Origin of the sequence: Peteryoungia rhizophila (assembly GCF_004912145.1) — a bacterium.
Taxonomy (GTDB): Bacteria; Pseudomonadota; Alphaproteobacteria; order Rhizobiales; family Rhizobiaceae; genus Allorhizobium; species Allorhizobium rhizophilum.
This window is the reverse complement of sequence record NZ_STGT01000003.1, coordinates 131,379-155,814: the sequence shown is the minus strand read 5'-3', so window position 1 is coordinate 155,814 and position 24,436 is coordinate 131,379. Positions and strand designations below refer to the sequence as shown.

Genomic DNA, 24,436 nt, shown 5'->3' with positions numbered 1-24,436 from the left:
TCAGCGCCCGGAAAAAACCGGCCGGCGGCGCTCTGCGAAGGCGTTCCGGCCCTCGCGATAATCCGCGCTCTCGAAGGTCGAGGCGCCGATGATCTCGGCCTCGCGCAGCAGATCGTCATCGCCTTGTTCGACGGCCCGCAAGGCGAGCTTCGAGGCCCGCAGCGACAGGGGAGCATTGGCCGCGATCGTATCTGCGAGGACCTGCGCGCGTTGATCCAGGTCCTCTGGCCCGGTCACGTCCGACAGGAAGCCGCTTGCGAGAAGCTCCGATGCCTTGAGCGCTGCACCGGTGAAGAGCGCGCGGCGTGCCAGTTGGCTACCCAGTCCCCGGACGAAATCCTGTATGGCGTCGGCTGGATAGGCGAGGCCGAGCCTTGCGGCGGGAACCGCGAACACGGCGTCTGAGGAGGCGAGCCGCAGGTCGGCGGCTGCGGCCAGACCGAAGCCGCCGCCATAACAGATCCCGCGGACCGCGGCGATGACGGGCACGGGCGCTTCACGGATGGCGGCAAAAGTACGGCTGTTCGACGCCTCATAGATGCGGGCCGTCGCAGCATCCTTCCGTAATTCGGTAAATTCCGAAATATCTGCGCCGGCGCTGAAGTCCGCATGGCCGCCGCCGGTCAAAACGATGACGCGAGCACCCGCATCGACATGCAGCCAGTGGATGGCATCCGGTATCGCCCGCCACATGGCTGCGGTCACCGCATTTTTCCGTTGCGGATTGTCGAGGACCAAAAGCCCCGTTCCAGCTTCACAGAAAGCCTTGATCAAGCCAGTGGCAAAGCTGTGCGATTGTTTCATGCGCGCCCCATTTGAGTTCGACCGGTGTTCGACTATATAATGCCATTCCAAGACGAACGAGGAGACCTGTTATGGTCGCACACAACGACGTCCTCAAAACGGAAACCGTCAAGTCCATGGACCCGATCTGGGACAGCCTGCGGCACGAAGCCCGCGTGGCGGCTGATCGTGATCCAATGCTGGCGGCCTTCTTCCATTCGACGGTGCTCAGCCACCGCTCTTTGGAGGATTGTGTGATCTACCGGATCTGCGAGCGGCTGGACCACTCGGACGTGCCGGCGATCGTCCTGCGTCAGGCCTTTGAAGCGATGATGAGGGATTGGCCGGAATGGAGCTCGATCCTGCGCGTTGATATCCAGGCCGTTTACGATCGCGATCCGGCCTGCACCCGGTTCATGGAGCCGGTGCTTTATTTCAAGGGCTTCCACGCGATCCAGACGCACCGCCTGGCGCATTGGCTTTGGAACAATGGACGTCGTGACTTCGCACTCTACCTGCAGAGCCGTTCCTCCAACATATTCCAGACCGACATCAACCCAGCCGCTCACATCGGCAAGGGCATCTTCCTCGACCACGCCACCGGGCTTGTGGTCGGCGAAACCGCCCGCATCGGTGACAATGTCTCCATCCTGCATGGTGTGACACTCGGTGGCACCGGCAAGGAAGGCGCCGACCGCCATCCGAAGATCGGTGACGGCGTTCTGATCGGGGCAGGGGCCAAGGTTCTCGGCAATATCGAGGTCGGGAGTTGCTCGCGTATTGCAGCCGGTTCCGTGGTGCTGAAGCCCGTGCCGAAATGCACGACGGTGGCAGGGGTTCCGGCACGGGTGGTCGGCGAGGCGGGATGCGCCGAGCCGAGTCGCTCTATGGACCAGATGATAGCCTCGGTCGACTGAGCTTGGAATGCGGTAATGGGAGATCTGCCCGGCTTGTCTGGGCAAACTTTCCTTTGCGCCTTTACATCGGCGGAAAGGCCGTGCGACAAGCGCGCAACTCGAAACACTCCCCGAAAACAGTCCATGGAGACACAGTGTGAAGCCGGAAGAACTGAAGAAACTCGACGCCTACTTCAAGCGCACCTTCAACGAGACGATGAGCGTGAAGGCGCGCCCGCGCAAGGACGACTCCGCTGAAGTCTACGTCGGTGACGAGTTTCTCGGCGTCGTCTTCAAGGATGATGAGGACGGCGACCTTTCCTACAATTTCTCGATGGCGATCCTCGACGTCGATCTAACATAACTCGTTCTGTCGCTGCAATCGGCGGCGAGATTTGAGCGAATGAACCTAAAGCAGGGGGCTGTACCGAGGCGTACAGGCCCCTTTTTTCTTATCCGGCTTACAATTGACGATTGTTGTGCGGTGCACAAATTTGCTTGACCATTTTTGTGCGACCGCTAAGTTCGAGGGATCTGATATGCCGAACTCAAGGAGGATGCTCGCATGTTGAACATTGATGACGCCAACAAGAAGGGTAAGGAAGCCATGGAAGCCATGTTGAAGAATTATTCTGAGGTCACCAAGGGCTTCCAGGCGATCGCCACCGAAGCGAGCGATTACTCCAAGAAGTCGTTCCAGGACATGGCGTCCTACATGGAAGCCCTGACCTCGGTGAAGAGCGTCGAGGCGGCTTTCGAACTCCAGACATCCTTCATGAAGTCCTCCTACGAGAGCTTCGTCGCAGAAGCGACCAAGATGGGCGAAATGTATGCCGAGCTCGCCAAGGTCGCCTACAAGCCCTACGAGGGTGTTGTCGGCAAGGCCATGGCGCCGATGTCTGCTGCCGCTGCCGCCTGATCGAAGCTTGCGCGTAACATTCGAGACCGGCCGTGCCCCGCACGGCCGGTCTTGTCATTTGTGGCTGCTGCTATAACCTGATTGTTCAATCTTCTCGCCTTTCCGGGCTTCGTGACAAATTGTCGTCACTGATGTCCGGGGGGCTTAAAATCACCGCATAATGAACTACCTTACTGTGCTGAGTGTTCGTCCGCACCGATGTGTAACGGCAAACCGGCCGGACAACGGAGAATGAACTGAAATGACTGCCAAGCCGGTCTTCATGCAAAGCCAGGGTGACGGGGAAAACGCCAATCGCGGCACCTCCGTGATCACCCGCACCAAGCCGAAGACGAAGAAGCCAGATCTGTATCGCGTCCTGCTTCTGAACGACGACTACACTCCGATGGAATTCGTGATCCATATCCTGGAGCGCTTCTTCCAGAAGGACAGGGAAGCCGCCACCCGCATCATGCTGCATGTTCACAATCATGGAGTGGGCGAATGTGGTGTCTTCACCTACGAAGTCGCCGAAACCAAAGTCTCACAGGTGATGGATTTCGCCAGGCAACATGAACATCCGCTTCAATGCGTCATGGAAAAGAAGTGAGGATCAGACGTGCCAACATTTTCACCCAGCCTCGAAAAAGCGCTGCATCAGGCCCTGACCTACGCCAACGAGCGTCATCATGAATATGCGACGCTGGAGCACCTGCTGCTCGCTCTGATCGATGACGCCGATGCCGCCGCCGTGATGGGGGCCTGCAACGTCAACCTCGATTCCCTGCGCAAGACCGTGGTCGATTTCGTCGACAACGATCTCGCCAATCTGATCACGGGTTACGACGAAGATTCGAAACCGACGTCGAGTTTCCAGCGTGTCATCCAGCGTGCCGTGATCCATGTCCAGTCGTCCGGTCGCGAGGAAGTGACCGGCGCCAACGTGCTTGTCGCCATCTTCGCCGAGCGCGAGAGCAATGCTGCTTATTTCCTGCAGGAGCAGGAGATGACCCGTTACGACGCTGTCAATTACATCTCGCATGGCATCGGCAAGCGCCCCGGCGCCTCCCAGGTCCGCAGCCCGCGTGGCTCGGATGAGGGCGAACCCGAGGCCAAGCAGGGTGGGCGCGAGCCCGAGGAAGGGTCTTCCGCCAAGGGCAAGCAGGAGGCCTTGAAGGCCTATTGCGTCAACCTGAACGAAAAGGCCAAGACCGGCCGGATCGATCCGCTGATCGGTCGCCATAGCGAAGTCAACCGGACGATCCAGGTTCTGTGCCGTCGCTCCAAGAACAACCCGCTCTATGTCGGTGACCCCGGCGTCGGCAAGACCGCTATCGCCGAAGGCCTCGCCAAGCGCATCGTCGAGGGCAAGGTTCCGGAAGCGCTCGCGGATGCGACGATCTTCTCGCTCGACATGGGCACGCTGCTCGCCGGTACCCGCTACCGCGGCGATTTTGAAGAGCGCCTGAAGCAGGTCGTCAAGGAACTCGAGGAGTATCCGGGCGCCGTGCTCTTCATCGACGAGATCCACACAGTGATCGGGGCAGGGGCCACGTCCGGCGGCGCCATGGATGCGTCCAACCTCCTGAAGCCGGCACTCTCTTCGGGAGCGATCCGTTGCATCGGCTCGACCACCTACAAGGAATACCGCCAGTTTTTCGAGAAGGACCGCGCGCTCGTCCGCCGTTTCCAGAAGATCGACGTCAACGAACCGTCGATCGATGATGCGATCGAGATCATGAAGGGCCTGAAGCCCTATTTCGAGGACTATCACAAGCTGCGCTACACCAACGAGGCGATCAAGTCGGCTGTCGAACTCTCGGCCCGCTACATCTCCGACCGCAAGCTGCCGGACAAGGCGATCGACGTGATCGACGAGACGGGTGCGGCCCAGATGCTGCTGCCGGCCTCCAAGCGCCGCAAGCTGATCACCGAAAAGGAGATCGAGGTCACCATCGCGACGATGGCCCGGATCCCGCCCAAGACCGTGTCCAAGGACGACGAGATGGTTCTCGCCAACCTGGAGAAGGAACTGCGCTCGGTCGTCTACGGCCAGGACAAGGCGATCGAGGCCCTGTCGACCGCGATCAAGCTGGCGCGTGCCGGTCTTCGCGAACCGAACAAGCCGATCGGCTCCTATGTCTTCTCCGGCCCGACCGGCGTCGGCAAGACGGAAGTGGCCAAGCAGCTGGCATCGTCGCTGGGCGTCGAGCTCCTCCGCTTCGACATGTCGGAATACATGGAGCGGCACACGGTTTCCCGCCTGCTCGGTGCCCCTCCCGGCTATGTCGGCTTCGACCAGGGCGGCCTGCTGACAGATGGTGTTGATCAGCATCCGCATTCGGTCGTACTGCTCGATGAAATCGAAAAGGCGCATCCGGATATCTACAACATCCTGCTGCAGGTCATGGACCATGGCCAGCTGACCGACCACAACGGCAAGAAGATCGACTTCCGCAACGTCATCCTGATCATGACGACGAATGCGGGTGCGTCCGAAATGGCGAAGTCGGCCATGGGCTTCGGGTCGTCGAAGCGCACCGGCGAAGACGAGGAAGCGTTGAACCGCCTCTTCACACCGGAATTCCGCAACCGCCTCGACGCGACAATCCCGTTCGCGCCACTGCCGACGGAAGTCATCCATCAGGTCGTGCAGAAGTTCGTCATGCAGCTGGAGGCTCAGCTGTCCGAGCGCAACGTCACCTTCGACCTGTCGGAGCCTGCGATCGCCTGGCTGGCGCAGAATGGCTACGACGAGAAGATGGGTGCCCGTCCGTTGGGTCGCGTCATCCAGGAGCACATCAAGAAGCCGCTCGCCAACGAGATCCTCTTCGGCAAGCTGAAGAAGGGCGGTGTCGTCAAGGTCCGGACCAAGACCGACGAGAGCGGCGCCGAGGTGCTCGATCTGGAGTCGATCTCCGAAGTAGCCCGCGTCAAGCCGAAGCCGGAAGCCGAGGTTGCCTCGGCCAAGCCGGCCAAGGCCAAGCGCAAGGCGGCACCCAAGGCTTCGGTCATTGAGGATGAGGGCGATGTCGCCGTGATCGACGAGGCACCGAAGCCTGCCAAACGGTCGGCTGTGCCCAAGGTGCCGAAGAAGAAGTAAGCGCCGTCTATGAGAGACCCGTGCCGGGCCTAGCGCCCGGCACTTTCTTTTTGCCGAACCGGAATTTCAGATGTCTTCGGCCACTTCCGATATTTCTCAACTGCGGTGGTTTTTCACCGGCATGCGCGGCCTTTTTAGCCTGCCCGCAATCATCCTGATGATTTCCTTCGTCGGATTCTCCGCCTTCGCGCTCGAATCGGGCGTCAGTCGAGCCGAGGCGATGTTCATGACGGCCGCCGTCTGGGCACTGCCGGCCAAGATGATCCTGATCGGCACGATGACCAGCGGCGCCAACCTGCTGGCGATCTTCCTCGCCGTCTCCCTGTCGTCGATCCGCATGATGCCGATGGTGGCTTCGCTGGTGCCGGAAATGCGGACGGAGCGCACGCCGACCTGGCTGTTGCTCGTCCTGTCGCATTTCATCGCGATCACCGCCTGGGTCTTTGCCATGGGGAGCTTCAAGACTGTGCCGCGGGAAGCACGCATCGCCTTTTTTGCCGGCTTCGGCATCACGTTGGTGACGGTCAACACCATTCTCGTCGGCATCTGCTACGGGTTGGTCGCAAGTTTTCCACCAATCGTCGCTGGCCTGCTCTTTTTCCTCACTCCAGTCTACTTCATCGCATCCATCTGGGCGACCGGGCGCCAATCCGTGGTGAAGGTCGCCTTTGTGGTGGGAATCGTTTCCGGCCCGCTGCTGGCGACCATCGTGCCGGGCTTCGACATCCTGATCGCCGGTCTTGGGGGCGGGACGCTGGCCTATCTCTTCGATCGCCATGTGATCCGCGGTGGCAAGGCTTCACCGTCTGCAGAACCGACGACGGACGAACCGGCGGAGGAACTGCCCTGATGGTGGATTACTGGCCTTATGTCGTGATCATTGTCGCCGGCTGGCTCGCGACCGATATGTGGCGCTGGCTGGGTGTCGTTGCCGGAAATCGACTACAGGAGGGTTCGGAGGCGCTGAACTGGGTGAGGGCGGTTGCCACGGCCCTCGTCATGGCCGTGACGGCAAAACTCGTCGTCTTTCCCTCTGGCATGCTGGAAACGTCTCCACTCTGGCTGAGGCTGGCCGCGGCCGCTCTCGGCTTTGCCGCATTCCTGCTCGCGGGCCAGCGTGTCATCGTCGGGGTCGTCGTGCCCCTCGCAATCCTCGGGGCAGGCCTGCTCTGCCTGTGAACTCGCAGGCGATCACAGACGCGTGTGATTGCTGGATTTGCCACATTTCGCTTCCCAGATCGTGGATATCGATCAACAAGAGGAAAGCGAAATGTCAAAGGTAGTACGCTTCCGAACGCTGAAACACGGCGATCCGCCCCGGTTCAAGGTTCTCCCGGAAGACCTGCGCGAAAGGTCTTCCCGTAGCCGTTCAGCAATGTCGACCGGCTCGTTTCCGATCATGGTTTTCGCCCTGATTGCGATTGCAGCATTAGCTGTTGTCGGCCGCTTCATCGGCTGACCCAGAGCGGTGGGTCGAAATGGTGGCGCTCGCTCAGAGCGCTGCCTTGATCTTCTCGGCCTGGGCTTTCAGCATGTCGACATCGGCCATCCCGCCTGCATGAGGCTTCAACGGCACGCCGTCATGCCGCGGGATCACGTGAAAATGCAGATGAAAGACTGTCTGGCCGGCGGCCGGTTCGTTGAACTGCGCGACAAAGACGCCATCCGCATCGAAGGCCTCCTGGGCTGCATTGGCGAGTTTCTGCACGACTGGCATCAGCTTCGACAGCACCGCTGGATCGGCATCGAGCAGATTGCGTGACCCCGCCTTCGGGATAACCAGCAAGTGGCCTGGCGCCTGCGGCATGACGTCCATGAAGGCGAGCGTGTCTTCGTCCTCGTAAAGCTTCACCGACGGAATGTCGCCGGCCAGGATCTTGGCGAAGATATTATCAGGATCATAGGCTGTCATGGTCGTCTCCTCGATTGTCCGCGCCACTTAACGGCAACGCACACTCTGCTTCAAGTGCGGGACAGAGCCTCTCAACCGTCGAATTCCTCGCCTTCGCGCGGTTGGCGCTCGCCCTTGCGGAAGGGCGTATGTTCGACAAGATATTCGCCGATTTGCGCCACCTCCCGCCGTTCCTGCGCAAGATAATCGGCAACGGCCCGCCGCAGCCCCGGATGCGAGATGAAATGCGCGGAATGGGTAATCACGGGCTCGTAGCCGCGCGCCAGCTTGTGTTCGCCTTGTGCGCCAGCCTCGACGCGGCCGAGACCCTTCTCCAGCGCAAAGTCGATCGCCTGATGGTAGCAGACCTCGAAATGCAGGAAGGGATGATCCTCGATGCAGCCCCAGTGGCGACCATAGAGCGCATCCGCGCCGATGAAATTGATCGCGCCCGCCACATAGCGCCCGTTGCGCTTCGCCATCACTAAGAGAACGTCGTCGGCCATGCGCTCGCAGACCAGGGAATAGAAATGGCGGGTGAGATAGGGCCGACCCCATTTGCGGCTGCCGGTGTCGATGTAGAAGTGGAAGAACTGATCCCAGATTTCTTCCGTCAGGTCGCTGCCCGTTAGCCAGTCGATGCTCAGGCCGTTTTCGAGTGCTGACCGGCGCTCCTTGCGGAGGTTCTTGCGCTTGGACGACGACAGTTCCGCGAGAAAGGCCTCGTGGTTCGCATAGCCACGATTGATGAAGTGGAACTGCTGGTCTGTCCGATGCAGGAACTTGGCTTCCGTAAGGGAAGGAAGCTCGCCTTGCGGAAGGAAGGTTATGTGCGCCGAGGAGATGCCGAGTTCTTGCGCCACTTGTTGCAGCCCCTGGGCAAGGAGCGACTGGACCCGCATCACATCCTCGCCCTGGCGCACGAGGAGCCGCGGCCCGGTCGCCGGCGTGAAGGGGATGGAGGCCTGGAGTTTGGGATAGTAGCGCCCGCCAGCGCGCTGGAAGGCGTCGGCCCAGCCGTGGTCGAAGACATATTCGCCCTGGCTGTGGCTCTTGAGATAGCAGGGAATGGCACCGATCAGGCGCCCTTCCTCCTCCAGCAACAGGTGGTGCCCCATCCAGCCGGTCTCGGCCGTGGCCGAGCCCGACTCTTCAAGGGCCGAGAGAAAGGCATGCGAGGTGAAGGGGTTGTAGTCGGGCCCGGAACGCGAGGCTCCGGAGAGCAGGCCCCACTCGCTGGATGAAATCTCCTGGAAGGAGCGGACTACGCGGATCGTCAACTCGTCTGCCATGGATCTCCCGTCAGGCGATCGCCGGCGACTGGCGCGGGTCGAAGCCTTCGAATGTCATCTGCTCTGCATATTTATAGGTCTGCGCCCGCATCATTTCATCCCTGACGGTCCACGTAATCACGGGTGTGCCCTTTTCACGCAGGCCCGTGACGAAATCATTCGGCAGATGCGCCACGCAATACGAGCTGAAGTCGAGGCCGAGCGCCATGGCTTCCGCATGGGCCGCGAGGTCTTCGGGCTTCACGCCTTCCGCCGTCAGGCCGACCGGCCAGGGGCAGTCTGCGGCTTTCAGGGCACGCAGCAGGTGATAGTCGAAGCTCATCAGCGCGACCTTGCCTTCATAGCCCTCGAGCACTTCGAGCACGGCCTCGACGAAGCCGTCGTCGTGCTCGGCGTCGATCCCCTTGAGTTCGATCACGAGCGGAACCTGGCCCTTCACGAGGTCGAGCATCTGGCGAAGCGTCGGGATTTTGTCCTTCGTCCCCCCGATCGACAGCATCCGCAATTCGCCGGCAGTGCGCTCGCGCACCTCGCCGGTCATGTTGCAGAGACGCTGCAGATCATGGTCGTGAAAAACCATCGGCACGCTGTCGGAGGAAAGCTGGATATCGCATTCGATGGCAAAGCCTGCCTCGATCGCCCGGCTGAAGGCCGACAGCGTGTTCTCCCAGACCGTCTTGTTCATGTCGTGATAGCCGCGATGAGCGACCGGCAGATCCTTGATCCAGTCGGCGCCACTCATTGGGCAATCTCCAGGATGGCATCGATCTCGACGGCAGCGTTCAGCGGCAGCGAAGCCATGCCGACGGCCGCGCGCGCGTGCTTGCCGGCATCGCCCAGCACGTTGGCAATAAGGTTCGAGGCGCCGTTGATGACGAGATGCTGCTCGACGAAACCGGGTGCCGAAGCGACGAAGCCGTTCAGCTTGACGACCCGGGTGATGCGCGACAGGTCACCGGACAGCGCAGCTTTCGCCTGGGCGAGGATGTTGATCGCGCAAAGTTCGGCCGCTCTTTGGGCATCGGCGAGCGCGACATCGCCGCCGACGAGACCGATCACCGCCACTTTTCCGCCTTCAATCGGCAACTGGCCGGAGAGAAACAGCAGGTTTCCGCTGATCACATAGGGCACATAATTGGCGGCGGGGGCAGCGGCTTCCGGCAGGCTGATGCCCAGTGCTGCAAGGCGGCCGTCGATAGTGTCGGACATGGTCGATTCCCGGTCTGTTGATAAAAGTTGAGAAACTCGTGGCGACGAAAAGCATGTCTCGCTTTTGCCGGATGTGTTCTTATAACATCGATGACGAGTCCAACAGGAGGGTGTCGATGTTTCCTTTGCGAATGGCGGTCCGTGCGACGCTTTCCCTGGCTGCCTTTGGCGCGGCGGGGCAGGCGGCCTATGCGGCGACCGTCGGCCTTGTGCCGCATCGCGCCGTTTACGAGATCGTGCTGAAAGAAGCATCCGACCGCTCGGGGATCGAATCCGTGCGCGGACGCATGGTCTATGAATTCAGCGGCTCGGCCTGCAAGGGCTTCAACACCCAGTTCCGCTTCGTCACCCGCATCGACGTAGGCGAGGGCGTGCGCGTCACCGACCAGCGCTCGACGACCTTCGAGGACGTTCCGGCCGGCACGTTCAGGTTTGAGAACAAGTCTTTCACCGACGACCAGCTCGACAAGGATGTCAGTGGTGCGGCGGCAGAGGCGGGCGGCAAGGTCAAGATCGAACTCACGGGACCCGACAAGCGTGATCTCGAGCTCGCTGACAGCCGCTTTCCCGCCGAGCACATGCTCGAGGTCATCGCCCGGGCCCGCAAGGGCGATCAGGTCTTCGAATCGCGCATCTTCGACGGTTCGGAAGACGGCGATCAGACCTTCTTGACCACGACCATTGTCGGCGGCCCGAAGACATCGAGTGCGGCGGATCCCGAAGCCAAGGCCTTGGCGTCCCTTGGAGCGCAGGACTACTGGCCAGTCTCGATCGCCTATTTCGATGAGAAGACGCGGGGTGATCAGGAGCCGATCTACAGCCAGTCCTTCAAACTCTATGAAAACGGCGTGACGCGTGATCTCACGCTCGATTACGGCGATTTTGTCCTGGCCGGCAAACTGACCAAGCTTGAAGTTCTCGGCAAGCCGGACGGTGATTGCCAGTAATCGGCCGCGATACTGGCGTATTCGCCGCTTCCGCCCTTGATTTTTGGCCGTCGCCCCTGTATGGCCCGCATCATTCCACACGCGAAGCTTGGGATCGACAGGGAGAAATCCTGCCGCTTCCGCCCGGTGGTAGGCCGAAAGGCTTGCTGTTTGCTTCGCGGGGGTTCAACCGGAAAAGGAGAAAAAGGCATGGCATTGCCTGATTTTAGCATGCGTCAGCTTCTGGAAGCTGGCGTTCACTTCGGTCACCAGACACACCGCTGGAACCCGAAGATGAAGCCGTACATCTTCGGCGATCGTAGCAACATCCACATCATCGACCTGGCTCAGACCGTTCCGATGCTGTCGCGCGCCCTTCAGGTCGTGTCCGACACCGTCGCTCGCGGTGGTCGCGTTCTGTTCGTCGGCACCAAGCGCCAGGCGTCGGAAATCATTGCTGATTCTGCCAAGCGTTCGGCCCAGTACTACGTCAACTCCCGCTGGCTCGGCGGCATGATGACCAACTGGAAGACCATTTCGAACTCGATCGCCCGTCTGCGCAAGCTCGACGAGATCCTGTCTTCGGAAGCGTCTGGCTACTCCAAGAAGGAGCGCCTGAACCTCGAGCGCGAACGCGAAAAGCTTGAAAAGGCTCTCGGCGGTATCCGCGACATGGGCGGCACCCCGGACCTGATGTTCATCATCGACACCAACAAGGAAAAGATCGCGATCGACGAAGCCAAGCGCCTCGGCATCCCGGTTGTTGCTGTCATCGACTCGAACTGCGATCCGGACCTCATCGACTATCCGATCCCGGGTAACGACGACGCTTCGCGCGCCATCGCTCTTTACTGCGACCTGATCTCGCGCGCTGCCATCGACGGCATCGCTCGCCAGCAGGGCTCGTCCGGTCGTGACATCGGCGCCTCTGCCGAAGCTCCGATCGAGCCGGCTCTCGAGACCGAAGCAGAAGCTTGATGCTTCGAACGCGACGGATCTGATCCGCCGCACCCGTCAAGGGATACGGCCGCCCGGACGCTCGTTTGAGCCTCGGGCGGCCTCGCAATTCCGGCGACCTGTCACCGATACGGTCCTGAATGCGTTCAAGGTTTTCGTGGTGACCTTCTTCATCACGTTGTCACACTTCCGGGTACATTTCGTCCCCCAAACAGCATGCTCCGGGATCACGATCGTCTGGCGCATCGCTTGAACAGACAAGAGGCACACAATGGCTGAAATCACTGCAGCACTGGTTAAGGAACTGCGCGAGAAGTCCGGCGCAGGCATGATGGATTGCAAGAAGGCTCTCATCGAGAACGACGGCGACGTCGAAGCCGCCATCGACTGGCTGCGCGCCAAGGGTATCGCCAAGGCCGACAAGAAGTCGGGCCGCACGGCTGCTGAAGGCCTGATCGGCATCAACGGCGCCGGCACCTCGGCCGTTGTCGTCGAAGTCAACTCCGAAACCGACTTCGTTGCCCGTAACGACGCCTTCCAGGACCTCGTCCGTGGTGTGGCTTCCGTCGCCATCGGAACCGACGGTTCCGTCGAGGCGATCAGCGCTGCCACCTATCCGGCTACCGGCAAGACCGTCACCGACACCATCAAGGACGCAATCGCCCATATCGGCGAGAACATGACGCTGCGCCGCGCCGTCAAGCTCTCGGTCGAAGACGGTGTCGTCGCGACCTACATCCACAATGCCGCCTCTGAAGGCCTCGGCAAGCTCGGCGTGCTCGTCGCGCTGAAGTCGACCGGCAACAAGGACGTGCTCGCTGCCATCGGCCGTCAGGTCGCCATGCACATCGCGGCCACCAACCCGCTCGCCATTCGTTCGGAAGAAGTCGATGCCGCCGTCGCCGAGCGCGAGCGCAACGTCTTCATCGAACAGTCGCGCGCTTCCGGCAAGCCGGACGCCATCATCGAGAAGATGGTTGAAGGCCGCATGCGTAAGTTCTTCGAAGAAGTCGCCCTTCTGTCGCAGGCTTTCGTCATCAACCCTGATCTGACCGTCGGCGACGCCATCAAGGCCGCCGAAAAGGACGCAGGCGCTCCGATCGAAGTCACCGGCATGGCACGTCTGCTGCTCGGCGAAGGCATCGAGAAGGAAGAAAGCGACTTCGCCGCCGAAGTGGCTGCTGTCGCCAAGGGCTGATCGGCCTATCCTTTCAAGGGAAAACATCGGGCATCGCGTGACAACGCGATGCCCTTCGTGTATCCGGCACTGAATTGAATTCGGGAGCACTCATGTCCGTCAAGCCATTGTTCAAACGCGTCCTCCTCAAGGCTTCCGGCGAGGCCCTCATGGGAAGCCAGGGCTTTGGGATTGATGTCGCGGTGGCAGATCGGATTGCCGGTGACATCGCGGAAGCCCGGCGCATGGGCGTAGAAGTCGGCGTCGTCGTCGGCGGGGGCAACATATTCCGCGGTGTGGCTGTCGCCTCCAAGGGCGGTGATCGGGTCACCGGCGACCACATGGGTATGCTGGCAACCGTCATCAACGCGCTGGCGCTTGCCACCTCACTGCGCAAACTCGACATCGACACGGTCGTCCTGTCGGCGATCGCCATGCCGGAGATTTGCGAGAGCTTCTCGCAGCGTGCCGCCTTGCACCACCTGGCGCAGGGCAGGGTGGTGATCTTCGCCGGCGGCACGGGCAATCCTTTCTTCACGACCGATTCTGCTGCGGCATTGCGCGCAGCCGAGATCGGCGCAGAGGCGATCTTCAAGGGAACGCAGGTGGACGGGATCTATTCCGCCGACCCGAAGAAGGATCCGGACGCCACCCGCTTCGACCGTCTCACGCATGACGAAGTCCTGCAGAAGGGCCTCGCCGTCATGGACGTTGCCGCTGTGGCCCTGGCGCGCGAAAACCACATTCCGATCATCGTCTTCTCGATCCATGAGAAGGGTGGCTTCGGCGAAATCCTGTCTGGCGCTGGTCTGATGACCATCGTCACCGACAACTGATCAAAATGAAGGGCGGACATCCAGCGATGCCGCCGACTGAAAGAGCAATGGGAGAACCATGATGACCGCAGGGGTTGATCTCAACGACATCAAGCGCCGCATGGACGGCGCCATCAACGCATTCAAGAGCGACATCGCATCGCTGCGCACGGGCCGCGCCTCGGCCAACGTGCTGGATCCGGTCGTCGTGGAAGCCTATGGCTCCCGCGTCCCGTTGAACCAGGTCGCCAACGTGACGGTGCCCGAGCCTCGCATGCTCGGCGTTTCGGTCTGGGACAAGTCCATGGTCAACGCTGTTGATCGTGCGATCCGCGAAGCCAATCTCGGCCTCAACCCGATCATGGATGGCCAGAACCTGCGCATCCCGCTGCCCGAGCTCAATGAAGAGCGCCGCAAGTCGCTGGTGAAAGTGGCGCATGATTATGCCGAAAAGGCAAAGGTCGCGATCCGCCACGTTCGTCGCGACGGCATGGACAGCCTGAAGAAGGCCGAGAAGGATGGCGCGATCAGCCAGGACGACAGTCGTTCCCTGTCCGAAAAAGTGCAGAAGATGACCGATGAGACGATTGTCGACGTCGATCGCTTGCTCGCGGACAAGGAAAAGGAAATCATGCAGGTTTAAGGCAGAGTCGTCTTTCGCCGTACTCTCCGAGCCGCCTGGATCCTCGCCAATGTCGACAGTTCAACATCGCATCGTTCCGCAGCATGTTGCGATCATCATGGATGGCAATGGCCGCTGGGCGAACGCGCGCGGCCTGCCGCGAACCTTCGGACACCGCAAGGGCGTCGAAACGGTTCGCGAGACCGTGAAAGCGGCCGGCGAGGCCGGGATCTCCTTTCTGACGCTGTTCGCCTTTTCATCCGAGAATTGGCGGCGGCCTGAAGCCGAGGTCAACGAACTCTTCGGCCTGTTGAAAGCCTTCATCCGCCGCGACCTCGCCGATCTGCATCGCGCGGGTGTCCGCATTCGCGTCATTGGCGACCGGCTCAATCTCCGCGACGACATTCGCTCGCTCCTCCTCGAAGCGGAAGAGACGACGGTCAAGAATACGGCCATGACCCTCGTCATCGCTTTCAACTACGGCTCGCGCGACGAGATCGCCCGGGCTGCGGCACGTCTGGCTGTCGAAGTTCAGGCTGGCCGGCTCGATCCGTCTCAAATTGATGCACAAAAGCTCAACGACTTCCTCGATACGGCCGGCATCCCCGATCCGGATCTGGTCATTCGCACAAGCGGCGAGGAGCGGTTGTCGAACTTCCTGCTCTGGCAGGCGGCCTATGCCGAACTGATGTTCGTGCCCGATTTCTGGCCGGACTTCACCCCGGCGCTGTTCGACAGTGTCCTGGAACGATACGCGGCGCGCGACCGTCGCTTCGGTGGCCTTTCGGCCAAAGCGGTGGCGGTCGGCTCATGACCCTGACCATGTCGCGCGAGCTCCAGCTCAGGATCGTCTCCGCCATCGTCTTGATCGTGGTGGTTCTCGCCGCGACCTGGTTCGGCGGACTGGCCTTCAAGGCTGTGGCGGCAGCGATCGGTCTGCTGATCTATTACGAATGGTCCACCATCACACGTCTCGCAGAGGGCAGCCTGAGGGCGAATGCTTTCGGCTGGTTGTCGATGGCGTTGATCAGCCTGAACATGCTCTTCGGACAGGCCGACATGACGGTGCCGCTCTTTGCCGGTCTCGTCATCACCATGGCCATTCCATCCATGCTGGGCCGCGTGAGCTGGTGGCAGGCTGGCGGCCTGTTCTATGCCGGCCTCAGCGCCATCTCGCTTTCCGCGATCCGGGGTGAGGATTCCCTCGGCTTCATCGCCATGCTTTTCGTCTTTGTCGTTGTCTGGGCGACCGACATCCTAGCTTATTTCGTCGGCCGGGCCGTCGGGGGACCTAAACTCGCCCCGCGCATATCACCCGGCAAGACCTGGTCCGGCGCGATTGGTGGCACGGTGGCCGGGGTCGCAGGTGGCCTTCTCGTCGCCATGACGCACTTTCAGGACATCGGTCTTTGGGTTGGGCTGGTGGCGCTGGCGCTCTCGGTTGCGAGCCAGATCGGCGATCTTTTCGAATCCTTCATCAAGCGTCGATTCGGCGTGAAGGATTCGAGCAAGCTCATCCCCGGTCATGGCGGTGTGATGGACCGCGTTGACGGCCTTGTATTTGCCTGCTTTGCAGCGTTTTTCTTGGCGATTGCCGGTTCGGCCGGAAGTGCCCACACAGTCGTGTCCATGGGAGCTTTTCTCTTCGGTCTCTGAGGGCCGTGTCCGGCTTGACGCACGACCGCTTCAACATTCGCCATGGGCGAGATCAGGATACGGATTTGATGGAACAGATCGGCTCAGTCTTCGGCTTCCTCGGTGGGTACATACTGCCCTACATCCTGATTCTGTCGCTGCTCGTTTTCATTCACGAAATGGGCCATTATCTGGCCGGTCGCTGGTCGGGCATCAGGATTCTCGCCTTCTCCGTCGGCTTTGGCCCCGAACTCGTGGGCTTCACGGACAAGCATGGCACCCGCTGGAAGATCTCCGCCGTTCCTCTTGGCGGCTATGTTCGCTTCTTCGGGGATGCCGATGCGGCCAGTCGTCCGGACGGCACGATGGCGGAGGAACTGACCGAGGAAGAGCGGGCTCAGACCCTGAACGGGGCCAAACTCTGGAAGCGTGCCGTGACGGTCGCCGCTGGTCCGCTCGCCAACTTCCTGCTCGCCATCGTGATCTTCGCCGGCATGTTTGCCACGATGGGCAAGCCGGTCTCCGATCCAGTCGTGGCCGACATCAAGCCGGGCAGTGCTGCCGAAACGGCGGGAATCGCCCGTGGTGACATTCTGGTCGCCCTCGACGGCCGTGCAATCGAGACCTTTGACGATGTGGTACGCTACATCACCATGCGCCCGGAAATCCCGGTCGAGGTGACCGTGCGCCGCAATGGCGAGGAGATCGATTTTCCCCTCGTGCCCCAGCGCGCCGAGACCAGTGACCGGTTCGGAAACAAGATGGAAGTCGGTCAGATCGGCATCATCACCGACCAGCAGGCCGGCAACTTCCGGATCGTGGAACTGTCGCCGGTGGAAGCCGTCTGGGAAGGCGTGCGCCAGACCGGCCACATCATTACCGGGACGTTTGATTACATCGGCAACATGATCGCCGGTCGCATGAATGCCGACCAGCTAGGTGGGCCGGTGCGAGTCGTGCAGGCATCCGGCCAGATGGCGACGCTCGGCGTTATCGCTCTGTTAAATCTGGCGGCGGTTCTTTCCGTTTCCCTGGGGCTTTTGAATTTGTTCCCAGTTCCGGTCCTTGACGGCGGCCATCTCGTTCTCTACGCGATTGAAGCAGTACGGGGGAGGCCGATGGGGCAGGGCGCACAGGAAATCGCATTCCGGATTGGTATGGCGATGATCCTGTCTCTGATGGTCTTCGCCACCTGGAATGATATCAGCCGTTTGATTGGCTAGACGGGAGAACTTGCAAGCTGGGAAAGGATTTGTTTACGATGTTTCAAATCGATAGTGGCGATTGGGCCACGCGTGGAAATGAAGTAAACAGAAATTAACTCGCACACTTGCTTGTAGGGTAAAACCCGTTAAAACCACACACGGGCCGGAGTCGGGTGCCGACTGCGGGGCAATTGAAGAAGGTATAGTATACACATGAAGGCTGGTTCAAAGTTTTTGAACGCAGTATCGGCGGTCGCGCTGTCTGCTGGTGTCGTGTCTTCGGGCGCAGGTATTGCCGTTCTTGCATCGGTGGTTGCTGCCGAAGCCGCAGTGGTTCAGCGTATCGACGTACGGGGTGCTCAGCGTGTAGGTGCGGAGGCCGTTCGCTCCAATCTTTCGATCCAGCCGGGTCGCACCTTCTCCAATTCCGACATCGATGAATCGGTCAAGCGTCTCTACGCGACCGGCTTCTTCTCCGATGTCCAGATCTCCGTTTCCGGCGGCACGCTCGTCGTGACCGTTGCTGAAAACCAGCTGATCAATCAGGTCGTTTTCAACGGCAACCGCAAGATCAAGGACGACAAGCTTCAGGGCATCGTTCAGACCCAGGCTCAGGGCCCCTACAGCGACAGCCTCATCAGCGCGGATATCCAGCGCATTCGTGAAGCTTATGCCGCGATCGGTCGCAGCGACGTCGAGGTGACGACGCAGGTGGTTCCGGTGGCCGAGGGCCGCGTGAACCTCGCCTTCATCGTCAATGAGGGCGAGCGCACCAAGATCAGCACGATCAATTTCGTTGGCAACAGCGCTTACTCCGACGGCCGCCTTGCTGCCGTCCTGCAGACGAAGGAATCGGGCATCCTGTCCTTCCTGACCCGCAAGGACGTCTACAACGAAGACAAGTTGCGCGCCGATGAAGAATCGCTGCGCCAGTTCTATTACAACCACGGCTATGCCGACTTCCGCGTGATCTCGTCCGAGGCCGTGCTGAACGAAACCGGCAACGAATACACCATCAACATCACGGTCGACGAAGGTCAGCGCTACCGCTTCGGCGCGGTGTCAGTCGAATCGACTGTCGACGGTATTGACGGTTCCGAGCTGCAGGGTCTTCTGGAGACCCGCGAAGGCAATACCTACAGCGCCCGCGACGTTCAGAAGTCGATGGAAGCGATTTCGCGCCGTGTATCGTCGGCTGGGTATCCCTTCGCTCGCGTCGTTCCGCGTGGTGACCGCAATTTCGAAACCAACACCATCGGCGTGACCTATCTCGTCGACCAGGGTGAGCGCGCCTATGTCGAGCGCATCGAGGTTCGTGGTAACACCCGTACCCGCGACTACGTCATTCGCCGCGAATTCGATATCTCCGAAGGCGACGCCTTCAACCAGGAGACTATCTCGCGTGCCAAGCGTCGCCTGGAAGCCCTCGGCTTCTTCTCCGCGGTGAACATCTCGACCCAGGCCGGCAGCTCGCCGGACCGCGTTGTCGTGATCGTTGACGTGCAGGATCAGCCGACCGGTTCGTTCGGTATTGGTGCCGGTTACTCCGTCGGTGACGGTGGTCTGGTTCTCGAAGCCTCTGTTGAAGAAAAGAACTTCCTCGGTCGCGGCCAGTTCATTCGTATCGCTGCCGGCGGTGGCTTCGATGATACGCAGACCTACAACTTCTCCTTCACCGAGCCCTATTTCCTCGGTTACCGTCTGGCCGCAGGTTTCGATCTCTTCAAGAGCTCGACCAGCAGCAATTCGGAATACGACTACGAGGAGCAGGGTGGCACGATCCGCGTGACCGCGCCGATCACCGAAGATCTGGCGACGACGCTGCGCTACACCTACAAGACCATTGATTACATCAATGATGGTGCTTTTGGTGGCGATGGAGATCCGACGACAACTGGTGACAACACCATTGCTCAGCCGTACATCGATGCCATCACGGGCAGCACCTGGAAGCAGTCGATTCTCGGTCACTCGATCGTGTACAACACGGTCGACGATCGCCAGAATCCGCATGAAGGCATGTATGCGAGCTTTACGCATGAATATGCCGGTCTCGGTGGCGACTCCGAATACTACAAGGCCTATATCCGCGCCCGCATGTTCTACACCCTGTCTGATGAGTTCGACATTGTCGGCTCGCTGGCTGGTTCGGCCGGTCATGTCGTGGCCCTCGGGGACAATCTGAACGTCTTCGATCAGTTCAAGATCGGCGGCAAGGAAATCCGCGGCTTCGACAACAGCGGTATCGGCCCGCGCATGGGTGACGACTCCATCGGCGGTACGACCTACTTCACCGCGTCTGCCGAAGCGACCTTCCCGCTTCCGCTGGTCCCGCAGGATCTCGGCTTCCGCGGTGCAGTCTTCGCCGACGCCGGTACGCTGTTCGGCAGCGAGCTGGCAAGCGATACAGGTGCCCAGGGCACGGGCATGTCGCTCCGCGCCTCGGTCGGTGCCGGTGTGATCTGGAATTCGCCTTTCGGTGCACTGCGCGTCGATTATGCGGTTCCGGTTGCCAAGGAAGACTTCGACGAGACCCAGGAATTCCGCTTCAGCATGGCGAACCAGTTCTAAGACTGGCAATCCAGAACCGCTGACAGTTTGACGTTCTGGAGCGTTTGCTGATGGACCACAATCACTTCTTTCCGCCCCATGCTGGGGTAACCTTGGCTGCGCTTGCAGCCGAAACGGGGGCGGAACTTCAGGATGAGAGCCATGGTGCGCGGATCGTCCGATCCGTGTCTCCCGTGGCAAGGGCGAAGGAAGGGGATGTCTGCTACATCCTCTCCCGTCGCAACCGCGAAGATCTGGCGACCTGCCAGGCCACGGCGATCTTCTGCGAGAAGCCTCTTCTTTCTCTGATCCCGTCTCACATTCCCATTCTCATTGCCAAGAGTGCCCACACTGCCTTTGCGCTGGCGGGCGGCCTTCTGCATCCGCAGGGGCTCAAGCCAGTTCGTATGACGTCGGAGCGCGCGAAGATCTCTCCGGCAGCCTTTGTCGATTCGACCGCGCGGCTCGAAGATGACGTCGAGATCGAGCCCATGGCCGTGATCGGCGCTGACGTCGAGATCGGCAGCGGCACGCGCATCGGCCCTGGTGCCGTCATCGGCCCGGGTGTGCGTATCGGCCGTGACTGTGTGATTGCCGGCGGCGCGACTGTTCAGGTCGCCCTGATCGGCAACAATGTCATCATTCACAACGGTGCACGCATCGGGCAGGACGGATTTGGTTACGCGCCGGGTCCGCGTGGCATGCTGAAGATCGTTCAGGTCGGCCGCGTGATCATCCAGGATCACGTCGAGATCGGCGCGAATACGACGATCGACCGTGGCACCATGGATGACACCGTAATCGGCGAGGGGACGAAGATCGACAACCTCGTGCAGGTCGGTCACAACGTCCGCATCGGCCGCCATTGCGGCATCGTCAGCCAGGTCGGCATTGCCGGCAGCACGGTCATTGGCGACGGCGTGATGATCGGCGGCGCTGCTGGCGTCAACGGCCACATCAAGATCGGCGACGGCGCTCAGATCGCGGCTATGAGCGGCGTACTGGCAGACGTGCCCCCGGGTGAAAAATACGGCGGCGTCCCGGCCCGCCCGTTGAAAGACTATCTGCGCGAGGTGGCCGACACCTTGAGCCGCTATGACGGCCGCGCCAAGGACAAGGGAACCAGCAATGACTGAAATCGCGAAGAGCGAATTGGGATCGGCTGATATCCTCGAGATCATGAAGCTTCTGCCCCACCGCTATCCCTTCCTGCTGGTGGACAAGATCATCGAGATCGACGGTGACAATTCTGCGATCGGTATCAAGAACGTGACGGCCAACGAGCCGCATTTCACCGGCCATTTCCCGGAAAGCCCTATCATGCCGGGCGTGCTTCTGATTGAAGGCATGGCCCAGACTGCCGGTGCTATCTGCGCTCGGCTTCAGGGCGAGGGCGGCAACCTCGTTTACTTCATGACGATCGACAACGCCCGTTTCCGCAAGCCGGTCGTGCCCGGTGATCGCGTCGAATTCCATGTCGTGAAGCAGAAGCAGCGCGGCAATATCTGGAAGTTCCATTGCGACGCCAAGGTCGACGGCGCATTGGTCGCCGAGGCCGACATCGGTGCCATGATCATGCGCAAGGATCAGAAATGAGCCAGATTGCCGCTAGCGCCGTGATCCATCCGATGGCCGTGGTCGAAGACGGCGCGGTGATCGGTGAGAATGTCCGGATCGGTCCGTTCTGCCGCGTTGGTCCGCGCGTCACGCTCAAAGACGGTGTCGAGCTCCTGTCGAATGCGGTGGTGACCGGTCTGACGGAGATCGGAGCAGGCTCGAAGATCCACCCGATGGCGGTCATCGGCGGCGTGTCGCAGAGCCTTCATGAAGCGGGAGAGGAATCCCGTCTCGTTGTCGGTGCCAATTGTACCATGCGCGAAGGCGTCACGATGAACTGTGGCACTGTAGGAGGCGGCGGCATCACCCGCGTCGGTGACAATTGCCTGTTCCTCGCCAATTCGCATGTCGCGCATGATTGCATTCTCGGCAACGAGATCATCCTGTCTAACAATGTCATGCTCGCCGGCCATGTGCGCGTCGAGGAGAAGGCCATCCTCAGCGGTGGCTGTGCCGTCCATCAGTTTACCCGCATTGGCCGTCAGGCTTTCATCGGTGGCCTGTCCGCCGTCGCCTATGACGTCATTCCCTATGGCATGTTGAACGGCAATCCTGGCATCCTCGGTGGCCTCAATGTCGTCGGCATGAGCCGATCCGGAATCGAGCGCTCCGTCATCCACCAGGTCCGCCGCGCCTTCAAGCAGATCTTCGAAAGCGAAGGCTCCGCGCGCGCCAATGCCGCCGCGATCCGCGACGAATATCTCGACTGCGCGCCTGTCATCGAAATTCTCGATTTCATCGCGGCCGAAAGCGATCGGGCTTTGTCTTCGCCCCATCGTGGCAAGAACTGATCCATGGTGGCGGCCGCTCAGCGTGACGGCCTGCAGCGAACCGGTCGCCTCGCGATCATCGCCGGCAGCGGAAAACTGCCGCTTTTCCTTGCCGAAGCTGCTCGTGCGGCAGGGGAAGATCCTTTTGTCCTCAGGCTGAAGAACGAAGCCGATGACATCTGGCAAGGTTTCGACACCGCCGTTGTCGGTGTCGGCGATATGGCTGGGCTCTCTGCTCTGTTTCGTCAACATGATATTCGACGGGTCGTGATGTCGGGTGCGGTGAAGCGCCGCCCCGCATTCGGCGAGATCCGCGCCAATTGGAAATCGCTGCTGAAACTTCCCATGGCGCTGAAGACCCTGCTTGCCGGGGGGGACGATGCCGTTTTGCGCATGGTGATCTCGCTGATTGAGGCACAAGGCTGCGAAGTGCTCGGCGCACATGAAATTCTGCCGGGCCTGCTGGCGACGGTCGGGCCGCTCGGCATGGTTTCCCCTGATTCCGATGCATTGAAGGATATCGACAGGGCTGCCGATGCGGCCGAGACACTGGGCAGGCTTGACGTTGGGCAGGGGGCAGTTGCGGTCGGTGGCCGCATCGTGGCGCTCGAGGGAGTCGAGGGGACCGACGCGATGCTTGCCCGCGTTGAAGGTTTACGTGCCGAAGGACGGATCTCCAGACGCCGCAAGGGCGTTCTGGTCAAACTGTGCAAGCCGCAGCAGGATCTGCGGGCCGATCTGCCAACCATAGGTGTCTCGACTGTCGCAAACGCGAAGGCCGCAGGGCTTGCAGGCATTGCCGTCGAAGCAGGTCGGGCGCTCGTCGTAGAGCGCGAAGCGATGATCGCGGCTGCAGATGCGGCGGGGATCTTCGTCATCGGCATAGACCGGTCGGACAAGGAACACGCGCTATGAGCGACAGGCCACTGAAGATTGCCGTCATCGCCGGCGAAGTCTCCGGAGATCTGCTCGGCGCGGATCTCATCGCGCAACTGAAAGCCATGCATCAGGGAGCGGTGGAACTCGTCGGCGTTGGCGGCGATGCGCTCGAGGCGCAAGGGCTGAAATCGCTCTTCGATTTCTCCGAACTCTCGATCATGGGTATCACCCAGGTCCTGTCGAAGCTGCCGCGCCTCATCAAGCTGATCTCGTTGACATCAGATGCGATCGTGGACGCAAAGCCTGATCTACTGTTGATCGTCGACAGTCCTGATTTCACCCATCGCGTGGCAAAGAAGGTGCGGCGAAAGCGGCCAAATCTGCCCGTGGTCAACTATGTCTGCCCCAGCGTCTGGGCCTGGAAGGAATACCGCGCCAAGGCCATGCTCGACTATGTCGATGCGGTGCTGGCCGTTTTGCCTTTCGAGCCCGAGGTCATGCAGCGGCTTGGCGGACCGGAAACCCATTTCGTCGGCCACCGTCTTTCGAGCCACACCGATATCCGGCACGTTCGCGACGCCCGCATGGCGAGGGCGGTAAAAACCGCAGGAGAGCCGAAAACCATCCTGCTACTGCCCGGCTCCCGCGGCAGTGAAATTGCGCAGCTTTTGCCGGTCTTCGGCGAGGCGATGAAGGAGTTCGTCACCCGCAACGGCCAGACGCGCTTCATCCTGCCGACCGTCGCTCGTCAGGAGGCGCGTGTGCGCGAGATCACGCGGGACTGGACGCTGAGGCCTGAGATCGTCCTCGGCGACGAGGCCAAGTGGCGTGCCTTCGAGGAAGCGGATGCCGCGATCGCCGCATCCGGCACGGTCATACTTGAGCTGGCGCTCGCCCATGTTCCCGTCGTCTCCACTTACAGAGGCGATTGGATCATCCGGCTCCTCGCCAATCGCATCAAGATCTGGACCGGCGCCCTGCCCAACCTGATCGCCGACTATGCCGTGGTCCCGGAATACTTCAACGATGTCCTACGTCCGGCAAGCCTCGTGCGTTGGGCCGAGCGTCTGTCGCACGATACGCCGCAACGTGCAGCGATGCTGAGCGGATATGACGACGTCTGGAGCAAGCTGCAAACGGAACGGCCGGCCGGGGAGGCCGGCGCGGCCGTGGTTCTGTCCATCCTGCAAAAGCGCGGAAAGATTTGATCC

Annotated in this window: 27 protein-coding genes; 22 read left to right on the top strand and 5 right to left on the bottom strand. The window is 60.9% G+C overall.

Annotated elements, in window-relative coordinates:
• Positions 1–804 carry an enoyl-CoA hydratase-related protein gene (locus E9677_RS11660; RefSeq protein WP_136558284.1) on the bottom strand — a complete coding sequence of 268 codons (804 nt, stop codon included), beginning with the start codon at positions 802–804 and terminating at the stop codon, positions 1–3.
• A 71-nt stretch (positions 805–875) separates the two neighbouring features.
• Here E9677_RS11660 and cysE point away from each other — a divergent pair, with 71 nt between their 5' ends.
• The 8 genes from cysE (at position 876) to E9677_RS11620 (ending at position 7,139) form a co-directional block, all read left to right on the top strand.
• A complete protein-coding gene (gene cysE / locus E9677_RS11655) occupies positions 876–1,700 on the top strand; it encodes a serine O-acetyltransferase (RefSeq protein WP_136558283.1) in 825 nt (274 codons plus the stop codon).
• Between the two features lie 136 nt (positions 1,701–1,836).
• Positions 1,837–2,043, top strand: a complete 207-nt coding sequence (locus E9677_RS11650; RefSeq protein WP_136558282.1) for a DUF3126 family protein — start codon at positions 1,837–1,839, stop codon at positions 2,041–2,043.
• Between the two features lie 201 nt (positions 2,044–2,244).
• The gene (locus E9677_RS11645) at positions 2,245–2,598 is read left to right on the top strand and encodes a phasin family protein (RefSeq protein ID WP_136558281.1); all 354 of its coding nucleotides are present in this window, start codon (positions 2,245–2,247) and stop codon (positions 2,596–2,598) included.
• A gap of 241 nt (positions 2,599–2,839) precedes the next feature.
• The gene (clpS, locus tag E9677_RS11640) at positions 2,840–3,187 is read left to right on the top strand and encodes an ATP-dependent Clp protease adapter ClpS (RefSeq protein ID WP_102019968.1); all 348 of its coding nucleotides are present in this window, start codon (positions 2,840–2,842) and stop codon (positions 3,185–3,187) included.
• Between the two features lie 9 nt (positions 3,188–3,196).
• Positions 3,197–5,680 carry an ATP-dependent Clp protease ATP-binding subunit ClpA gene (clpA, locus tag E9677_RS11635; protein ID WP_136558280.1) on the top strand — a complete coding sequence of 828 codons (2,484 nt, stop codon included), beginning with the start codon at positions 3,197–3,199 and terminating at the stop codon, positions 5,678–5,680.
• Positions 5,681–5,750: 70 nt separating this feature from the next.
• Positions 5,751–6,530, top strand: coding sequence for an AzlC family ABC transporter permease (locus E9677_RS11630; protein WP_136558279.1), 780 nt, complete (start codon positions 5,751–5,753; stop codon positions 6,528–6,530).
• Complete coding sequence (locus E9677_RS11625) at positions 6,530–6,859, top strand: AzlD domain-containing protein (RefSeq protein WP_136558278.1); 330 nt, start codon at positions 6,530–6,532, stop codon at positions 6,857–6,859. Before E9677_RS11630 ends, E9677_RS11625 begins: the two co-directional genes overlap by 1 nt.
• A 91-nt stretch (positions 6,860–6,950) precedes the next feature.
• Complete coding sequence (locus E9677_RS11620) at positions 6,951–7,139, top strand: hypothetical protein (RefSeq protein WP_136558277.1); 189 nt, start codon at positions 6,951–6,953, stop codon at positions 7,137–7,139.
• A gap of 33 nt (positions 7,140–7,172) precedes the next feature.
• Here E9677_RS11620 and E9677_RS11615 read toward each other — a convergent pair whose 3' ends face one another.
• From E9677_RS11615 to E9677_RS11600, 4 genes are all read right to left on the bottom strand, one after another.
• Entirely contained in the window at positions 7,173–7,592 is a 420-nt protein-coding gene (locus E9677_RS11615; protein ID WP_136558276.1) for an HIT family protein, read from the bottom strand.
• Positions 7,593–7,663: 71 nt separating this feature from the next.
• Positions 7,664–8,863: a GNAT family N-acetyltransferase gene (locus E9677_RS11610; RefSeq protein ID WP_136558275.1), complete on the bottom strand. Its 1,200-nt coding sequence runs from the start codon at positions 8,861–8,863 to the stop codon at positions 7,664–7,666.
• Positions 8,864–8,873: 10 nt separating this feature from the next.
• Positions 8,874–9,605: a glycerophosphodiester phosphodiesterase gene (locus E9677_RS11605; RefSeq protein WP_136558274.1), complete on the bottom strand. Its 732-nt coding sequence runs from the start codon at positions 9,603–9,605 to the stop codon at positions 8,874–8,876.
• Positions 9,602–10,072, bottom strand: a complete 471-nt coding sequence (locus E9677_RS11600) for a RidA family protein (RefSeq protein ID WP_136558273.1) — start codon at positions 10,070–10,072, stop codon at positions 9,602–9,604. The genes E9677_RS11605 and E9677_RS11600 overlap by 4 nt, the downstream gene beginning before the upstream one ends.
• Before the next feature lie 131 nt (positions 10,073–10,203).
• Between E9677_RS11600 and E9677_RS11595 the strand changes: the two genes are divergently transcribed.
• From E9677_RS11595 to lpxB, 14 genes are all read left to right on the top strand, one after another.
• Positions 10,204–11,019, top strand: a complete 816-nt coding sequence (locus E9677_RS11595; RefSeq protein WP_408014728.1) for a cell envelope integrity EipB family protein — start codon at positions 10,204–10,206, stop codon at positions 11,017–11,019.
• Between the two features lie 189 nt (positions 11,020–11,208).
• Entirely contained in the window at positions 11,209–11,976 is a 768-nt protein-coding gene (rpsB, locus tag E9677_RS11590; RefSeq protein WP_112245465.1) for a 30S ribosomal protein S2, read from the top strand.
• Positions 11,977–12,226: 250 nt separating this feature from the next.
• Positions 12,227–13,153, top strand: coding sequence for a translation elongation factor Ts (gene tsf / locus E9677_RS11585; protein ID WP_136558271.1), 927 nt, complete (start codon positions 12,227–12,229; stop codon positions 13,151–13,153).
• A 92-nt stretch (positions 13,154–13,245) separates the two neighbouring features.
• Complete coding sequence (gene pyrH / locus E9677_RS11580; RefSeq protein ID WP_136558270.1) at positions 13,246–13,968, top strand: UMP kinase; 723 nt, start codon at positions 13,246–13,248, stop codon at positions 13,966–13,968.
• A gap of 61 nt (positions 13,969–14,029) precedes the next feature.
• On the top strand, positions 14,030–14,590 hold the full coding sequence (frr, locus tag E9677_RS11575; RefSeq protein WP_136558269.1) for a ribosome recycling factor: 561 nt from the start codon (positions 14,030–14,032) through the stop codon (positions 14,588–14,590).
• Positions 14,591–14,639: 49 nt separating this feature from the next.
• Positions 14,640–15,383, top strand: coding sequence for an isoprenyl transferase (locus E9677_RS11570; RefSeq protein WP_136558268.1), 744 nt, complete (start codon positions 14,640–14,642; stop codon positions 15,381–15,383).
• Positions 15,384–15,391: 8 nt separating this feature from the next.
• Entirely contained in the window at positions 15,392–16,225 is an 834-nt protein-coding gene (locus tag E9677_RS11565; protein ID WP_136559043.1) for a phosphatidate cytidylyltransferase, read from the top strand.
• Between the two features lie 68 nt (positions 16,226–16,293).
• Entirely contained in the window at positions 16,294–17,427 is a 1,134-nt protein-coding gene (gene rseP, locus E9677_RS11560) for an RIP metalloprotease RseP (RefSeq protein WP_136558267.1), read from the top strand.
• 195 nt (positions 17,428–17,622) lie between these two features.
• Positions 17,623–19,980 carry an outer membrane protein assembly factor BamA gene (gene bamA / locus E9677_RS11555; protein WP_136558266.1) on the top strand — a complete coding sequence of 786 codons (2,358 nt, stop codon included), beginning with the start codon at positions 17,623–17,625 and terminating at the stop codon, positions 19,978–19,980.
• 50 nt (positions 19,981–20,030) lie between these two features.
• Positions 20,031–21,095 (top strand): UDP-3-O-(3-hydroxymyristoyl)glucosamine N-acyltransferase, encoded by a 1,065-nt coding sequence (lpxD, locus tag E9677_RS11550; RefSeq protein WP_136558265.1) that lies wholly within the window; start codon positions 20,031–20,033, stop codon positions 21,093–21,095.
• The gene (gene fabZ / locus E9677_RS11545) at positions 21,088–21,555 is read left to right on the top strand and encodes a 3-hydroxyacyl-ACP dehydratase FabZ (RefSeq protein WP_136558264.1); all 468 of its coding nucleotides are present in this window, start codon (positions 21,088–21,090) and stop codon (positions 21,553–21,555) included. Before lpxD ends, fabZ begins: the two co-directional genes overlap by 8 nt.
• The gene (lpxA, locus tag E9677_RS11540; RefSeq protein WP_136558263.1) at positions 21,552–22,367 is read left to right on the top strand and encodes an acyl-ACP--UDP-N-acetylglucosamine O-acyltransferase; all 816 of its coding nucleotides are present in this window, start codon (positions 21,552–21,554) and stop codon (positions 22,365–22,367) included. The genes fabZ and lpxA overlap by 4 nt, the downstream gene beginning before the upstream one ends.
• Positions 22,368–22,370: 3 nt before the next feature.
• On the top strand, positions 22,371–23,261 hold the full coding sequence (locus tag E9677_RS11535; RefSeq protein ID WP_136558262.1) for an LpxI family protein: 891 nt from the start codon (positions 22,371–22,373) through the stop codon (positions 23,259–23,261).
• The gene (gene lpxB / locus E9677_RS11530) at positions 23,258–24,433 is read left to right on the top strand and encodes a lipid-A-disaccharide synthase (RefSeq protein WP_136558261.1); all 1,176 of its coding nucleotides are present in this window, start codon (positions 23,258–23,260) and stop codon (positions 24,431–24,433) included. The genes E9677_RS11535 and lpxB overlap by 4 nt, the downstream gene beginning before the upstream one ends.
• The last annotated feature ends 3 nt before the right edge of the window (positions 24,434–24,436 follow it).

Coding starts and splice junctions, on each gene's coding strand:
- bamA (WP_136558266.1), top strand. CDS start 17,623: ATGAAGGCTGGTTCAAAGTTTTTGAACGCAGTATCGGCGGTCGCGCTG.
- E9677_RS11535 (WP_136558262.1), top strand. CDS start 22,371: ATGGTGGCGGCCGCTCAGCGTGACGGCCTGCAGCGAACCGGTCGCCTC.
- E9677_RS11595 (WP_408014728.1), top strand. CDS start 10,204: ATGGCGGTCCGTGCGACGCTTTCCCTGGCTGCCTTTGGCGCGGCGGGG.
- E9677_RS11620 (WP_136558277.1), top strand. CDS start 6,951: ATGTCAAAGGTAGTACGCTTCCGAACGCTGAAACACGGCGATCCGCCC.
- E9677_RS11615 (WP_136558276.1), bottom strand. CDS start 7,592: ATGACAGCCTATGATCCTGATAATATCTTCGCCAAGATCCTGGCCGGC.
- clpS (WP_102019968.1), top strand. CDS start 2,840: ATGACTGCCAAGCCGGTCTTCATGCAAAGCCAGGGTGACGGGGAAAAC.
- E9677_RS11660 (WP_136558284.1), bottom strand. CDS start 804: ATGAAACAATCGCACAGCTTTGCCACTGGCTTGATCAAGGCTTTCTGT.
- tsf (WP_136558271.1), top strand. CDS start 12,227: ATGGCTGAAATCACTGCAGCACTGGTTAAGGAACTGCGCGAGAAGTCC.
- E9677_RS11570 (WP_136558268.1), top strand. CDS start 14,640: ATGTCGACAGTTCAACATCGCATCGTTCCGCAGCATGTTGCGATCATC.
- lpxD (WP_136558265.1), top strand. CDS start 20,031: ATGGACCACAATCACTTCTTTCCGCCCCATGCTGGGGTAACCTTGGCT.
- pyrH (WP_136558270.1), top strand. CDS start 13,246: ATGTCCGTCAAGCCATTGTTCAAACGCGTCCTCCTCAAGGCTTCCGGC.
- E9677_RS11630 (WP_136558279.1), top strand. CDS start 5,751: ATGTCTTCGGCCACTTCCGATATTTCTCAACTGCGGTGGTTTTTCACC.
- frr (WP_136558269.1), top strand. CDS start 14,030: ATGACCGCAGGGGTTGATCTCAACGACATCAAGCGCCGCATGGACGGC.
- E9677_RS11605 (WP_136558274.1), bottom strand. CDS start 9,605: ATGAGTGGCGCCGACTGGATCAAGGATCTGCCGGTCGCTCATCGCGGC.
- rpsB (WP_112245465.1), top strand. CDS start 11,209: ATGGCATTGCCTGATTTTAGCATGCGTCAGCTTCTGGAAGCTGGCGTT.
- E9677_RS11625 (WP_136558278.1), top strand. CDS start 6,530: ATGGTGGATTACTGGCCTTATGTCGTGATCATTGTCGCCGGCTGGCTC.
- lpxB (WP_136558261.1), top strand. CDS start 23,258: ATGAGCGACAGGCCACTGAAGATTGCCGTCATCGCCGGCGAAGTCTCC.
- E9677_RS11565 (WP_136559043.1), top strand. CDS start 15,392: ATGTCGCGCGAGCTCCAGCTCAGGATCGTCTCCGCCATCGTCTTGATC.
- fabZ (WP_136558264.1), top strand. CDS start 21,088: ATGACTGAAATCGCGAAGAGCGAATTGGGATCGGCTGATATCCTCGAG.
- rseP (WP_136558267.1), top strand. CDS start 16,294: ATGGAACAGATCGGCTCAGTCTTCGGCTTCCTCGGTGGGTACATACTG.
- lpxA (WP_136558263.1), top strand. CDS start 21,552: ATGAGCCAGATTGCCGCTAGCGCCGTGATCCATCCGATGGCCGTGGTC.
- cysE (WP_136558283.1), top strand. CDS start 876: ATGGTCGCACACAACGACGTCCTCAAAACGGAAACCGTCAAGTCCATG.
- E9677_RS11610 (WP_136558275.1), bottom strand. CDS start 8,863: ATGGCAGACGAGTTGACGATCCGCGTAGTCCGCTCCTTCCAGGAGATT.
- E9677_RS11600 (WP_136558273.1), bottom strand. CDS start 10,072: ATGTCCGACACTATCGACGGCCGCCTTGCAGCACTGGGCATCAGCCTG.
- E9677_RS11645 (WP_136558281.1), top strand. CDS start 2,245: ATGTTGAACATTGATGACGCCAACAAGAAGGGTAAGGAAGCCATGGAA.